The sequence below is a fragment of the Cupriavidus sp. UBA2010 genome (assembly GCF_002335265.1).
In the GTDB taxonomy this organism is placed as follows: Bacteria; Pseudomonadota; Gammaproteobacteria; order Burkholderiales; family Burkholderiaceae; genus Cupriavidus; species Cupriavidus metallidurans.
Genome location: NZ_DDCI01000020.1, coordinates 105,103 through 119,911 on the forward strand (window position 1 = coordinate 105,103; position 14,809 = coordinate 119,911).

Here is a 14,809-nt window from a genome sequence, read left to right on the forward strand (position 1 = left end):
TGCCAACGGCCCGTGTCCGCCAGGCACGTAGCCATCTTCGCGTCACGCAACACAGGTAAAACGTCCCGGAGGATCAGGCCCTCGCCACCAAAAGGCGAGCCTGCGGATGGAAACAAGCGCGACCCGGCATAGCACCGGTCAAATGTATGCCAGCCAGTCATTGGCGCGTCATCGACGCCGCATAGCATCTCGCGCTTCGCAGTCCCCACAACACCCCGTGCCCAAGTCGCGCGATTCCATCCGAGCCAATCCATGCGTTTGCATTACACACTTCCAGCCGTGCTCCTCATGGCGCTACCCGCCCATGCCGAGCTGATCATCAGTGAGTACGTCGAGGGTACCTCGAACAACAAGGCCATCGAGATCTACAACCCCGATGCCACCGAGGCCGACCTGTCGCTCTACAAGATCGAGCAGTACAACAACGGCGTCACCGCGCCGAATGCCACATTCCAGCTCACCGGCAAGCTCGCGCCGGGGTCGGTCTACGTCCTGGCGCACAGCACGCTGGCCGCGGTGCTCGGCTCCAAGGTCAACCAGACCGCGACGTTCACGTTCAATGGCGACGACGCCCTCACGCTCACGCGCTCAGGTACCGTGGTGGACCATATCGGACAGGTCGGCTTCCAGCCCCCGTCAGGTTTCTGGGGTACGGCCACTGCCGGCACCAAGGACCACACGCTACGCCGCAAGGCTTCGGTGACGCAGGGCGACACGGATATCACCGCGGCCTTTGATCCGGCTGTGCAGTGGGATTCGTTCAACGTCGACGACTTCTCGGACCTGGGCCTGTACAACGGCGCGGGCACCGTCACGCCGCCGCCGGTCGCAGCAGTGTGTGGCGCGCCGGCGACACACCTCGCGGACGTCCAGGGCGCGACATCGACCTCGCCGCTGGCCGGCCAGAACGTCGAGATCGAGGCCGTGGTCACCGCCGACTACAGCGGCACCGGCGGTTTCAGCGGATTCTTCGTGCAGCAGCCCGACGCACAGCGCCGCAAGCTGCCCGGTGTCTCCGAAGGTATCTTCGTCTATGCGCCCGGCGTAACCGCGCGCGCCGGCGACCTGGTCCACCTGGTGGGCAAGGTCGAGGAGAAGTACGGCCAGACGCAACTGACGCTGGCTGCGAACGGCCTGGCCAGCTGCTCCAGCGGCAACAAGGTGACGGCAGTCGATGTCACGCTGCCGCTGGCTGACGCCAAGTCGCTGTCGGCCTATGAAGGGATGCTGGTGCGCCTGCCCCAGACGCTGACGGTCAGCGAAACCTACGAGCTTGGCCGCTATGGCAGCGTGCTGCTCAGCAACGGCCGCCTGCCACTGCCGACCAACGTGGCCCCGGCCGCGAACGGCGCCGCTGCGCAAGCTGCCGCCAACGCGCTCAATCGCCTGGTGCTGGACGACGGCTCGAATCTGCAGAACCCCGCCACTGTGCCCTACCCCGCCCCGGGCCTGTCCGCGGCCAATCCGGTGCGTGCCGGCTACACGGTCAGCGGCGTGCAGGGTGTGCTCGAGATCCGCTACAACGCCTGGCGCCTGCAGCCGGTACCGGGTGCCGCCGCCCCCGCGTTCAACGCCGCCAGCAATCCGCGCACGGGCGCGCCCACGCGCCATGCCCAGGCTGACGTGCGCGTGGCCTCGTTCAACGTGCTGAACTACTTCAACGGCGACGGCAAGGGCGCTGGCTTCGACGACCCGAACAACCGTGGCGCCAAGTCGCAAGCCGAGTTCGAACGGCAGGAAGCCAAGATCGTTGCCGCCATCCGCGCGATCGACGCCGATGTGGTCGGCCTGATGGAAATCGAGAACGACGGCTACGGCGACCTGAGCGCCATTCGCCGCCTGACGAGCCAGCTCGGCGCCGACTGGCGCTACGTCGATCCAGGCCTGCCCAAGCTGGGCGGCGACGCGATCACCGTGGCGATCATCTACAACAGCCGCAACGTGGAACCGGTGGGCGTGCCCGCCACGCTGGCCATCGACGACAAGAACCGCCAGCCGCTGGCCCGCACGTTCCGCCGCCTGGGCGGCACGCAGAACTTCACGGTGGTGGTGAACCACCTGAAGTCCAAGGGCTGCACCGGCGCCACCGGCAAGGACGCCGACCAGGGCGACGGCCAGAGCTGCTGGAACCCCACCCGCCTGCGCGCGGCGGGCCTGATCGCAGACTGGCTGGCTACCTCCCCGACCGGCGTGGCCGACGTGGGCAAGCTGCTGATCGGTGACCTCAACAGCTACGCCAAGGAAGATCCGGTACTACTGTTCGCCGAAAAGGGTTACGCCGACATGGTGGCAAAGTTCGTAGGCAAGGATGCGTACAGCTACGTGTTCGGCGGTGAATCAGGCTACATCGACCACGCACTGGCCACTTCCGCACTGGCAGACCGCGTGCGTGCCGTGCATGAATGGCACATCAACGCAGACGAACCGATCGCGCTTGAATACTCGTTCGCGTACAAGAGCGCCGAGCAGCAACAGACGTTCTATGCGGCCGACCCTTACCGTTCGTCGGACCATGATCCGGTGCTGGTCGATCTGGCCCTGAACACGCAGTCGACCGGTGGTGGCACAGGCGGCAATGGTGGCTCGTCTGGCGGCACCTCGGGCACAGGTGGCACTGGTGGTACCAGCGGTACGGCGGGTTCCGGTGGCTCCAGCGGATCGGCCGATTCCGGCAACTCCGGCGCCGGCTCGATGGACCCGTTCACGTGGCTGACGCTGGCCGCTGGCGTGGCAGCGCTGGCACGCCGCCGCTCGTGGCGCTCGTGGGCAGTCTGAACGCCCTGGCGCGCCGCAGGCCTGACTGGCGGTGGCGAAGCCCGGTCCATCCGGGCTTCCTCGCCGTCGCCCTGCTGATGCTCGCGCTGCAGGCGGGCGGCGCCACGATGGCCGATGCGTTACGGTACGAACGGTCGGCCATCGCCAGCGGAGAAGTCTGGCGACTGGTGTCCGGCCACTTCGTGCATCTGGGCTGGACGCACTGCCTGCTTAACGTCGGGGGCGTGGTGGCGCTGGCGGCAATCCTGCCCGCGCCGCTGTGTGCGTGGCGCTGTTGCCTGCTGCTGGCCACGATCATTGGTCTGGCTCTGTTCGCCACCTTGCCCGGTCTGCAGCACTATGCCGGGTTCTCGGGCGTCAACTACGGCCTGGCCGCGCTGGCACTGCTGCCGCGTGCCCGCGCGGAAGCAACCGCCGCGCTGGTGCTCGGCGTGCTGATTGTCCGTGCGCTCTGGCAGTGGCTGGGCGGTGGGGGCGCGGCGGATGCCGCATGGCTGGGCGCGCCACCGCTGGCCGCCGCCCATCTCGCCGGGCTGGCAAGTGGGGCGGCAATCCTCTTCCTGCCCCTGATGCGTCTGGACCGTCTGCCTGTCGGACCCGTCAAACGCTCAGAACTTGTGACGCAGCCCCACCGCGATGCCGAACATTGAGCTCTGCCCGTTGGCCAGGGCATAGCTGTTGCCAAGCGACAGGCTGTTGGCATAGAAAATCGCGGCGGACTCCATCGCCAGACCGGCGTTCTTGGTGTAGGCCGCCGTCACGTAGACGTCAGTCCGCTTGGAGAACGCATAGTTGGAGATAGCCGAGATCTGCCACGGGTTGGCCAGGTGCGCATCGCCGAACTGATTCTTGACGTTGTCGTAGTTGTACTCGAGCGTCAGCCCGATGGCCGTCGTGATCTGGTACGTGCCGCCGATCCAGTAGAAGTCATCGCGCAGGAACTCGGCGCCCTGCTGGTTCTTGTTCTGGCCCCACCGGTATCCCGCCATGACCTTCGCCGGCCCAATCGCGTAGCTGGCGCCGACCGTGGCCTTCTTGAAGGTGCCGGTACCAGCATTGGTCGGCTGCGCGGTGGGCGCGATAGTCGGATTGAACTGGTCGTAGCCCACCACCACGCCAAGTGGTCCGGTGGCATATACCAGTGCCGCGCCGTAGGCCGTATCACGCCGGAACTGTCCCGGTACCTCGCCGTTGCCGCCGAGGATGAACGGGGCGCCCACCGTGGGCGGCAAGGCCAGGCCCGTACCGAACGAAAAGTGCCCCAGCGCCGTGATCGGCCCAAAGCTTCCCGTGTACTTGATCGTGTTGTCCTCACGGAAATTCGCGCCCGCCATGACCACGACGGGCTCGTACTGCGTCGCGTACGCGGCTGGCGCGAAGTTCGCCAGCGCTTCGAACATGGAGGTGTACTGCCGGCCCAGCGAAAGCTGGCCATAATCGCTCTGCAAGCCCACGAACGCCTGCCGGCCAAACAGGCGGCCGCTCTGCTGCGAGGTGCCGGTATCAAGGTTGAAGCCGCTCTCCAGCACGAAGACGGCCTTCAGGCCGCCCCCCAACCCTTCCGAGCCGCGCAGGCCCCAGCGCGAACCCGACACACCGCCGGAATCCATGCGGAAGACGTTGTTCGACGGGCCAGGGTTGAAGCCATTCGCGGCAACCGGCACGGCGCCCAGATGGTTGGCGAATTCGAGGTTCGCATCGACGACGCCGTAGAGCGTCACGGTCGACTGGGCGTGCCCGACACTGGCGCCGGTGCATAGGATTGCCACTGCAAGATACTTCCGCTGCATCTTGAGCCCCTCCGCTTGTTGTTCTTCTTTATCCGGACAGCAAACGCCCCCCTCCACCGATGGCGCTCCCAGCCATGATGGAATCTCTCCAGACAATCTTCCGGTACTGCCCACACTGCGGATGTTCGCCAGGCCACCGACGTGCCTGCCTGAACCAAGCGTATGTGTTGAACGCGCGTTTTGCCACGTTTTGCCGAACTACTTCAACGCACGTTGCGAAACCGCGACGATCGCAATGACACAACACGCGCCCGCCAGCAACATCAGCAGATTGGCGGTGCCGATCAGCGTCGCCTGCTGGTCGATCAACCGTGACAGGCGTGCCAGTTCGGCCGGGTCGATACCCTGCTGGAATTCAAACGGCGTCACATGCGCAACCAGTTGCGTACGCGCGATCGCCTCGTCATATTGCAGCCACAGGCTGGCCAGCCCAGTCCCCGCCGCCGATGCGATCTGGCGCACGATGTTCTTGAACTGATAGCCATGAGCGAAGTCGTCCACGCTGAACTCCGCCCACGTCAGGCCAGCCACCAGCATCAGCACGAAAGGCAGCGTCAGGTTCTGCAGCACAAGCACCGGCAGGATGACTTCGAGCGAGGCGCCGGGCATCATCCGTTGCGAGAGCAGCCACGCGGCCATGGCGAAAATAAGATAGCCCAGCGCGATATACCGCCGCGAGCCGGGCAGCGATGTGCCCCAGAACGTGAACGCGGCCGCCGCTGCGAAGCCCAGCAACGACGTGGTGGTGAGCACCGTGCCGGTGGTCTGGAAGGTGAACCCCATGCCGTTCTGCAGCATCGTGGAGATGACATAGGTCCACAGCCCGTTCAGCAGGTAATAGATGGCGTAGAACGACAGCCCGATCAGGAAGCGCCGCCCCAGCAGCAGCTTCGGGTTGAGCCACGGGTCCGGATGCCGGCGCAGATACACCATGCCCGCTGCGAAGAGCGCGATGCCGGCCATCGGCGTGAACGCCACCGAGGGCGAGTTCGCCAGCTCGTAGAACCGCAGGTCTCCCAGGCCATGCAGCAGCGTCAGCGCGCCCGCCCCGAACAGGATCACCGTCACCCAGTCCATCGCGTGATAGTCGACGTCCCACGGCGCCACCGTGACCGTCAGCCGGGGGGGATAGGTGAGCACGACAAACAGCAGCGTGGCCAGCGCGATCCCCGCCTGGAGCACGAACACCATCTGCCATTCGGCGTTCTCGACCAGTTGCGCCGTGATCCACGGTGCCGCCGCCGGCAAACCCATGCTGCCGATATTGAATCCAATGAACAATGGCCGGCGCTCCTCACGCGCGGCAGCAAGCTGGATGATGATGCGCGACGCTGCGAACAGCCCGCCCGCGCCGAAGCCCTGCACCGCGCGGGCCAGCGCAAGCTCGAGCGGATTGCGGCTCAGGGCGCATAGCGCCGCGCCAGCGGCGGCGATAACCAGCCCCGCCATGGTGAAGCCACGGTAGCTGATGTCGTGCGCGAGACGCCGCAGCATCAGATTGGCCACCACCGCGGCCGCCGCATACGACGTCAGTGTCCAGAGAAAGTCCTCGGGGGATGCGTGCACGCCACCGCGAATGTGAGTGCCGGCCACGCCCATCATCGCGGACGCCCAGAAGTCGACTCCCGTCGAGCAGCCGAGGGCCAGGCCGATCATGTAGACCCGCACTGCGGACAACTCCGGATGCTGGCTCAGCAAGGGCTTGCTTGGCATGGGGGGCGACCACCGTTCTGACCGTTGGACGGATGCGGGCACTGGCCGGTCACGACGCGTGGGGGGCGCGTCGGGCGCGACGAAATCAGCATAGCAGATGCATACTGCCCGCACGCGGGCAAAACCGCGTGCCGCTATACTCCGTGCATCCCACGCCCTCGGCCGTTCATTCCGGCACACCAGACACCATGACGCCAGCCACTCCACCCATCGCAGTCGTTGGCGGGCAACCCGTGCCGAACGGCCATGCCGGGGCCACCTCCCGCAACGGCGCAAAGGTGCCGTTCGAGACCGGCATCCGGTTGGCCGGTGTCGGCAAGTTTCAGTATCGCCTCTTCGTCATCTTCGGCCTGGTCTGGCTTGCCGATGCCATGCAGGTGCTGTCGATCGGCTTCAGCGCGCCGTCCATCGCCAGGACGTTTGGCATCACGATGCCCCAGGCGCTGCAGACCGGCACGCTCTTCTTCGTCGGGATGCTGGTGGGCGCGATCGTCTTCGGCCGCCTGGCCGACCGCATTGGCCGCCGCCCCGTGCTGATGATCGCCATCGTCATCGACGCGCTCTCCGGCATCGCATCGGCCTTCGCGCCAGAACTGTCCTGGCTGCTCGTGTTGCGCTTCCTGACGGGCGTCGGTGTCGGCGGCACGCTGCCGGTCGACTACACCATGATGGCCGAATTCCTGCCCAGCGACCGTCGCGGCCGCTGGCTGGTCCTGCTCGAATCGTTCTGGGCGATTGGCACGATCTGCCTGGCGGTACTGGCGCTCGTGGCGCTGTCCCATGGCGATCAGGCCTGGCGCGTCATCTTCCTGGTCACGGGCATTCCCGCGCTGATTGGCGTTGTCCTGCGCTTCTACATTCCGGAATCGCCGATGTACCTGAACCGTAGCGGGCGATCGGACGAGGCCCGCAAGGTACTGGAACGGGTAGCGAAAGCAAACGGCCGAAACGTCGAAATCCCGGCCCTGCAATCCGAAGTCGTCGCGCCGAAGTCGGTCTTCACGCTGTTCTCCGGAACGTTCCGCCGCCGCAGCTTCGCGCTGTTTGCCGCGTGGGCGCTGATCTCGATCGCGTACTACGGTGTGTTCGTCTATCTGCCGATCAAGCTCGGCGCGGAGGGCTTCGCCTTCATGCGCGGGCAGGTCTTTCTGGTCGTCCTCGCCATCGTCCAGCTCCCCGGCTTCGCCTTGTCCGCGTACGGCGTCGAGCGCTGGGGCCGCAAACCCACGCTGATCGGATTTCTGCTGCTCAGCGCGGTCGGCTGCATGCTGTATAGCCTGGGCACGTCTCCCACGGTCGTCGTCGGCTCCACGTTGCTGATGAGCTTCGCGCTGCTGGGTACTTGGGGCGCGCTGTATGCGTTCACACCGGAGGTCTACCCGACCGACCTGAGAGCCACTGGAATGGGCGCGGCCGGTGCGGTGGCGCGTTTCGGCGGCCTATTCGCACCCGCCATCATCGCGCCGGTGATGGCCACGCATTTCACCCTGGCCCTCGCGTTGATCTCCAGCATGTTGCTGGCCGGCGCCTTCGCGATCGGCATCGTCAACGTGGAATCGAAGGACCGCGCGCTCGATTGAGCAGGGCCCACGGCGGGTCTCCGACTGGACCGGCCAGACCCTTCCTCGGCCAATCTACCCCTGCATTGAAGTCGGTCTGCTTGCCGGCCTGACCGACGGCCTCCCATGGCACGCCGTCGCCGCTGACCGCGACGGCGCCCTTCGCCATAGGGATAAATCCTCCCCCCTCTTGCTCCACATTGGCAGGCCGCCCCACCCCTCCCGGAGGGGGTTCCGCCTCGGGCCGCGCGATCTAATGCGCATCAGCCCACCTCCATGTCCTCCCAGGCACCGGCAAACGGTGGGCGATCACAACACAAGACCAATACGGAGAAGACAGAGCATGAGGAAGCAGGCTATCGCGCTGGTGGCTCTCGCCGCGGCCAGTGTCACAGCACACGCGCAATCGAGCGTCACGCTTTACGGAGTCATCGACGGGTCGATCGAATACGTCAATCGCGTGGCGTCGTCCGCCGCCACGCCCAACCAGGGTGGCAGCCGCTTCGGCATGCCCAGCGTGGGCGGCCTGTCGGCGTCGCGCTGGGGCCTGCGCGGCGTCGAGGATCTGGGCGGCGGCAACCAGGCGCTGTTCGTGCTGGAGTCCGGCTTTCAATGGGACACCGGCGCGCTGCAAAGCGCCCCCTTGTTCAACCGCCAGTCGTACCTCGGCATCCAGAACGCCACCGTCGGCAAGTTCTCGTTCGGCCGTCAGTACACGTCGTTCTTCGACGGCATGGCCAACTTCGCCCCGCTTCGCTTTGCGGCCACCTATGAGCCGGGCATCTGGTGGATGGGCCTGAACTACCGCGAAGACAACATGGTCAAGTACACGGGCCAGTTCGGACCGTTCCAGGCCGTGGCGCACTTCTCGTTCGGCACCGGCGTGGCCGTGCAGAACGCCACCATCCTGCTGGCCAATGGCGGCGCCGGCGAAGTGCCGGGGCACTTCTCCGACAACACCGGCTACGGCGGCTCGCTGATGTACCTGAGCAACGGCCTGGGATTCTCCCTCGCGGCGGATGAATGGCGTCCGGCAGCAGTCACCGGCCAGCCGGGCAAGATGACCAAGCTCGGTGCGGCGGCTCTCTACAACACCGGGCCGCTCAAGTTCACGGCCGGCTATCGCTACAACAAGGGAGAATTCTCGAACGGCGGCACGCTGCTGCGCGACGACTACTGGTGGGCAGGCGTGAACTATCAGGCCACGCCGGCACTGGGACTGTCCCTGGCCTACTACTTCGCCAACGTCAAACAGGCCAGCGCGGCGGCGAACACCCCGACAAGCAATCCGCCCAACATGCATCAGGTCAGCTTCATCGCCGACTACAACTTCAGCAAGCGCACGGACGTCTATCTGTCGGCCGGCTGGGCGCACAACGGTGGTCTCAGCTTCGACGGCGCCGCCACGGCCTATGCCTTCAAGTACCCGACCATGACCGGACAGCAGAACATGGTCGGGGTGACGGTAGGCATCCGGCAGATCTTCTGACCTGGAACCCTATTCCTTGTCTCAGCCCTTGCGGTGGCCGACGGCGGCCACCGTTCTTTTTTTGGGGCTCTTCGTCGATTTGCGGGATGTGGGAATGGACTCAGAACGACCCACAAGGGACGGTCGCAATTCTCCAAGGCGGCCATTCGCCAACGGTGCAAATATCCGACGATGCCTGGCCATATTCGTAGTCGCTTTCGGCCATGCTCAGTTACTGCGGTACGTCCATCTGTGCATTTTCAAGCTCGACATGCGCTTCGTCGACTTTGCGTTGACGATCGGCGATTTTCTTCGCGCTCTTGCCGTTGGCCTTTGCTTCCTGCAGGTCACGCTCGCGTTCAGCCAGTTTCTTTTGCGCCGCGACCACCTTGCGTTGTGCGTCGCTGCGCAGCACAGCATCGGTGCAATTGGCATTCATTTGAGCAAGCGCTGCTTCGAGGCCATCTACGCGCTTCGCATTACCGTGTGCTTTCGCGTAAGTGATTTCTCGCTCTATCGACTGGCGCTTCGCATCACAACCGTCAGTTTGAGCGGCGCATACCATCGGGGAAAGGACCACGCCGAGCAAAAATGCTTTGATCACGATATTCATGAGAGGCCTCGTAGTAGTGGCGCGTTGATCGTCGACTGTGCATTCGGCAGAGATTATAGAGCGCTCGCAATTGGCTGCCCTGTCGGATACCGTTCCAGACGAACAGTCCCCTGAATTGCCGACGGCCCGGATTCATCTGGTTACGTTTCGTGAACAGACTACCTCTAAGCATAAGCGCAACGGGTCGCTCTCAATCGCCGCTCGCTAAGGCCTATATAAGATCACGGCTGAGTTCGGACAGAGCAGCGACTAAACCGTTGTTCGACAACGTTGGTCCCCCATTGCGTCCCCTCTGATTCGCTGGTCAATTGAAAATCAAATGATTCATATAAGTGGCGCGCTGCATCTAGACCCTTGAACGTCCAAAGGTAGGTCTCACTAAATCGCTCGTCGACAAATCTCATCGCGCGTGACATCAATTGCCGCCCGACACCGGAACCACGCAACGAATCGTCCACGATAAACCATCGCAAGTGAGCGATGCCCGTTTCATCATCCCCATCGATTGCCACAGAGGCGAGAGAGCGACCATTTTCGGCGTAGAGCCATAGCGCCTTGCCATCGGCTGGCAAGGTGCCAGCGAACTCGGCAAGCTCTCTCGCCACCTTCTGCTCGAAGAACGCGCCGAAGCCCCAGTGCTCTGCGTAGAACCGGGCGTGCAAGCTTGCTATGTCACCGATGCAGCCGGGTTGATAGCCCTCCTGAATCTGCGTGGCTATGACGCGTCCGGGGGCCGCTTCGGTTGAGTTGTCTTGCGCGAGCGCGTCGGCGTACAGCGCGAGAGAACGAACCAGGAGTTGCTGGTCGGCAGGAACCATACGTCGAAGCGCACTGGACACCTGATCTGTCGCGAATCGGTCAATTTTTCTCCGGAGCTTCTGCCCTGCCTCTGTTAAATACAGCTCAGACGAGCGCGCATCCTCGTTTGCAACCTTGCGGTTCACGAGTCCGCCAGCCTCCAGTTTTGCAACCTGTCGACTTGTATTTGATTTGTCGAGGCGCAAGATGTTGCCTAAGTCCTTTGCACTGATCCCTGGCGTTGCCCCGATTTCGATGATCGCGTGAACAGCCGAAGGTGCAAGATCACTGTCAGCCAAGGTCGTTCGCATGAAGCCTAATTCGCGAACCAGTTTTCGGGAAAAGTCCCGGAGCTCGAGAATCGTTGTCTCTCGGGATTTGGCTGGAAGATCGACAAGGTCCATGTGCGGGCTCAAATAAGTTGCGCATCGCAACCAACATAGTTGCGATACGCAACCATGTCAAGGTCCGCTTTATAGTGGTGTTGAGTTGTGGCGCGCTATTGCTCGCCTAAACCCTACAGGCGTAAGACATTGGCCGCTGAAGGTTCTTTTGTCATGGTGCAGCGGACGTACACGCAAGCCGGCGGAACGTCGCAGCCTGGCCGGGAAGAGCCCGATCGAGTCGGCGGCCGACCTGTCGGCGACGACGGGCTGTGGCCGACCCTTGGCGGTCCCTGACATTGCTCCAGAGCGGACATCCCGATGGGCAAATTCACCGTTCGAACGCAGCGTCGCCCGTTGAACCATGACATTGGCCGCCCACAGAAATAGAGACCGTCACGCGACGGCCTCGATACTCGAATTTCCCCTGGGCAGGCCACTTGCGGCCGCCGCAGTCGTAGTGCCGATGGAGATCGGCCACGCCCAGCGGCAGATCATGGTCTCTGGGTTCAGCAATGCTTTAGACCCATTCTCATAGTGGCCGCTACCAACGAGACGCGTAATGCTGCCGGTGCCACCACCTTCAGCGCGAGCTCGTCGTCGTCCGCTTGAGCGGCTTACTTTCCGCTGGCCTCGAAGCCAGCTACTACCCTGGCGACAATGTCGGCCTTCTTGGCAAAGAGTTCGCGATGCCCAGCGTCCTCCACCCATTCGACAGTGACGTCTGTGCCAACTGCGGTTGCGCGTTCTGCGTACGCCTTTGAGCTTGCCGGAGCCACAATCGTGTCCTTAAGTCCTTGTATGACCAAGACCGGCGTTTCGGAACGCTTGAGCCCAGCATTGTTTCGACGTAGTGCATCTATCCACCCCGGATTATCTGTGACGTTGGATGTCACAGCAGGACCGGCTGCTGCTACTGCAGCCAAACAGGGTAACCACGCAGTTCTGATGCGAAGCTGCCAGAAGCTTCTGGCCGTCGTCGGTAAAGAGGTTCTTGTCCAGGTTGTAGGCATCCGGGTAGGCGACCGTGCCTACCAGAATCTCCGCCGCGTCTTGACGCGTGGCTCTGATGTCGAGCGCCGGATGAATGGGATGGCTTGTCTGGAGCAATACCAGACGACGCTGGAAGACGCGCCCGCGTGAGGGTTCGGCGGGCGGGCCGTCAGCCCTTTAACCGTGGGGCGGAACGGCTTCCGGGTCCATCCACATCACCTCCCAGATATGGCCGTCCGGATCCTCGAAGCTGCGTCCGTACATGAAGCCGAAATCCTGGACAGGCGTGGGGTCCGCCTTGCCGCCGGCGTCAGTCGCCTTCTGCACGAGGTCAGACACCTCTACTCGTCCGCCCGCTGACAGACACAGCAATACCTGCGCCTCCGCGTGCGCGTCGACGATTCGCTTCCCCGTGAACTGCCGCCATTTGTCGTGCGTAAGCAGCATGGCGTAGATCGTCTCGGAGATCACCATGCATGCCGCGGTTTCATCAGTGAACGCGGGATTGTTGACCGCGCCAATGGCTTCGTAGAAGGCCTTGGATCGCGGCAGGTCTGTCACCGGCAGGTTGATGAAAATCTGCTTGTTCATGATCTGGAGTCCTGTATTTGAGCGATATTTGAACTTCCGTTGTTGATGTAAGCCATGAAGCGATTGCCATGGCATCTTTCGGGCAAACAGTGAAAGAAGGTATTCGACTGGACCTCTTTCGGCCTGCGGCGCGACCGGACAAGCGTGCTGTACTTCCATCGCACATCACTGCCGCACGGACGGCCGGCCGGCGCGGCGCCATCAGCCAGATCACCGGCGCGCAGGAGAGCATCGCGATGACCGCGGCCGTGGCACCCGTAAAGCGGGCGAGGTCAGCAGCAGGATAGGCAGGAGCATGGGCGGGCCGCCTCGCTCAGTCGGTGAAGCCACCATCCGTCAACAGCGAACGGCCGGTGACCCAGGCCATATCTGGCGAGACCAGCGCCGCGATGACATTGGCAATATCTTCGGGATCGGCCAGCCGGCCCAGCGGCGTCCTTTCGCGCGCCTGATCCAGATGCGCTTGGGGAATGCCGGCGGTCATATCGGTGCGCGTGATGAAGGGCGCCACGGCATTGACGCGGATCCTCCGCGGCCCGAGTTCGAGCGCAAATGCGCGGGTGAGCGCGTCCACCGCCGCCTTGCTGGCCGAGTAGACGCCGGCCTCGGCCGTGGGTGCACGGGCAAGATTGCTCGACACATTGACAATGCTGCCGCCCGCCGCGCCGAACAGCGGTGCGAACGCCTGCGTCATCAGCATCACGCTGAGTGCGTTGTGGTGGAACTGTTCGTCGAAGAATGCGGCATCCAACTCGCCGATCGGCCGCGCGCCGTACACGCCCGCGTTGTTGACGAGGATGTCTATGCGGCCACGCTCGTTCGCGATGGCGTCGGCCAGTGCGTGGACAGAGTCGGCGCGGCTGACGTCCGCCTGGAACGCATGAGCGCGGCCGCCGGCGCCCCGGATCTCATCGATCACGGTCTGCGCCGTCTCGCGCTGCTCGCGGTAGACGACAGCGACGCTGGCACCGCGAGCGGCGAGCGCGATTGCGGTGGCGCGGCCGATGCCGCGGGAGGCGCCGGATACGACGGCGACTTTGTCTTTCAGGGACACGAAAGTGCTCCGGTAAGGTGCGGGCGAGAATGAGGCCCGTCGATACGGAGAACGTTATCGGCTCGCCCCGTTGGAAGGAAGCTGGCAGATTGCAACGGGGCGTTGCGGAACTGGAACGGGCCCGCCGGACAGGAGGGATCAGGCGATGGCCTGATCGGACGGCCACCTTGCGCGCACCAACTCGAGGAACACACGCACGGCGGACGTCATGCCGCGCCGGCTCGGGTACATCGCGTACAGCGTGGCTGGGCGCGAGCGCACGGCTTGCAGCACGGGCACCAGCGTACCGGCATCGATGGCGTCCTGGCAAAGATAGGCCGGCAACTGCGCCATACCGGCGCCGCGCAGCGCGAGTTCGCGGATGGCCAGCAGGTTATCCACGGCAATGCCCGGCGTGACAGCGATATCGATCGGCTTGTCGTCTGCGTCGACGAACTGCCATGGCCGCGGATTTGCCAGTGTGCCCTGCGCGAGGCAGGGGTAGTCAGCCAACTCGTCGAGGCGCGCGGGCGGGCCGTCGGCTTCCAGCAACGACGGATGGGCCACGACGATCGACGCCGACGTCGCCACCGGCGTGGCGATCACGTCCTCCGAGGCGAGCGGCACAACTGCCGCGCGGATGACAAGGTCCAGTCGCTCTTCGGCCAGGTCGACAAAGCGATTCGAGAGCGTCAGTTGCACCTGCACGCCCGGGTGGGCGCGCGCAAACTCGGCCAGGATCGGAGGGAGCGTGGTCTCGGCGATCAGCACGGAGGTATGGAGGTGGATCACGCCCGATGGCTCCGCCACGGCGCTGCGCGTGAGGGCGCCGATCTTGTCGACGTGCGCGGCCGCCTCCAGTGCGTGCGCGAGCACCGCCTCACCAACCGGCGTGAGGCCGAAGACCTGCCCCGCCCGGTGCAGCAGTCGCACGCCGAGCGCACGCTCAAGTGTCGCCACCCGGCGGGACAGCCGCGACTTGGCGATGCCGGTCTGCCGCTCGGCGGCGCTGAATCCGCCGGCATCGACCACGTGGATGAAGAGAAGCAGGTCGTCGAGATGTGCGCCGATGCTCTGCGGCATGGGGGCGGAT

12 protein-coding genes are annotated in these 14,809 nt (G+C 64.3%); 5 read left to right on the plus strand and 7 right to left on the minus strand.

The window, feature by feature from the left end; genetic code table 11:
- The first annotated feature begins 252 nt into the window (after positions 1-252).
- Positions 253-2,775, plus strand: coding sequence for an ExeM/NucH family extracellular endonuclease (locus tag B2246_RS15125; RefSeq protein WP_286881981.1), 2,523 nt, complete (start codon positions 253-255; stop codon positions 2,773-2,775).
- Positions 2,706-3,425, plus strand: a complete 720-nt coding sequence (gene rrtA, locus B2246_RS15130; protein WP_234707055.1) for a rhombosortase — start codon at positions 2,706-2,708, stop codon at positions 3,423-3,425. Before B2246_RS15125 ends, rrtA begins: the two co-directional genes overlap by 70 nt.
- Here rrtA and B2246_RS15135 read toward each other — a convergent pair.
- Positions 3,384-4,565 carry a porin gene (locus B2246_RS15135; protein ID WP_008649262.1) on the minus strand — a complete coding sequence of 394 codons (1,182 nt, stop codon included), beginning with the start codon at positions 4,563-4,565 and terminating at the stop codon, positions 3,384-3,386. The two genes, rrtA and B2246_RS15135, sit on opposite strands and share 42 nt — an antisense overlap.
- Positions 4,566-4,763: 198 nt before the next feature.
- Positions 4,764-6,278, minus strand: a complete 1,515-nt coding sequence (locus B2246_RS15140) for an MFS transporter (RefSeq protein WP_186425855.1) — start codon at positions 6,276-6,278, stop codon at positions 4,764-4,766.
- 188 nt (positions 6,279-6,466) lie between these two features.
- Here B2246_RS15140 and B2246_RS15145 point away from each other — a divergent pair, with 188 nt between their 5' ends.
- Together B2246_RS15145 and B2246_RS15150 are read left to right on the plus strand one after the other, a co-directional pair.
- Complete coding sequence (locus tag B2246_RS15145; RefSeq protein WP_286881979.1) at positions 6,467-7,858, plus strand: MFS transporter; 1,392 nt, start codon at positions 6,467-6,469, stop codon at positions 7,856-7,858.
- Positions 7,859-8,180: 322 nt separating this feature from the next.
- Positions 8,181-9,326 (plus strand): porin, encoded by a 1,146-nt coding sequence (locus tag B2246_RS15150; protein ID WP_286881978.1) that lies wholly within the window; start codon positions 8,181-8,183, stop codon positions 9,324-9,326.
- Positions 9,327-9,537: 211 nt separating this feature from the next.
- On the opposite strand, the gene B2246_RS15155 is transcribed toward B2246_RS15150, so the two are convergent.
- Positions 9,538-9,918: a DUF1090 domain-containing protein gene (locus tag B2246_RS15155; RefSeq protein ID WP_035883858.1), complete on the minus strand. Its 381-nt coding sequence runs from the start codon at positions 9,916-9,918 to the stop codon at positions 9,538-9,540.
- A 221-nt stretch (positions 9,919-10,139) separates the two neighbouring features.
- A complete protein-coding gene (locus tag B2246_RS15160; RefSeq protein WP_286881977.1) occupies positions 10,140-11,120 on the minus strand; it encodes a bifunctional helix-turn-helix transcriptional regulator/GNAT family N-acetyltransferase in 981 nt (326 codons plus the stop codon).
- Positions 11,121-11,900: 780 nt separating this feature from the next.
- Here B2246_RS15160 and B2246_RS15165 point away from each other — a divergent pair.
- Positions 11,901-12,242 (plus strand): hypothetical protein, encoded by a 342-nt coding sequence (locus tag B2246_RS15165; RefSeq protein ID WP_152415043.1) that lies wholly within the window; start codon positions 11,901-11,903, stop codon positions 12,240-12,242.
- A gap of 27 nt (positions 12,243-12,269) precedes the next feature.
- On the opposite strand, the gene B2246_RS15170 is transcribed toward B2246_RS15165, so the two are convergent.
- The 3 genes from B2246_RS15170 to B2246_RS15180 all read right to left on the minus strand — a co-directional run bounded on the left by B2246_RS15170 (position 12,270) and on the right by B2246_RS15180 (position 14,799).
- A complete protein-coding gene (locus B2246_RS15170) occupies positions 12,270-12,683 on the minus strand; it encodes a VOC family protein (protein ID WP_008649245.1) in 414 nt (137 codons plus the stop codon).
- Positions 12,684-12,996: 313 nt separating this feature from the next.
- Entirely contained in the window at positions 12,997-13,737 is a 741-nt protein-coding gene (locus B2246_RS15175; RefSeq protein ID WP_008649243.1) for an SDR family NAD(P)-dependent oxidoreductase, read from the minus strand.
- 138 nt (positions 13,738-13,875) lie between these two features.
- Entirely contained in the window at positions 13,876-14,799 is a 924-nt protein-coding gene (locus B2246_RS15180; RefSeq protein ID WP_008649242.1) for a LysR family transcriptional regulator, read from the minus strand.
- Between the last annotated feature and the right edge of the window lie 10 nt (positions 14,800-14,809).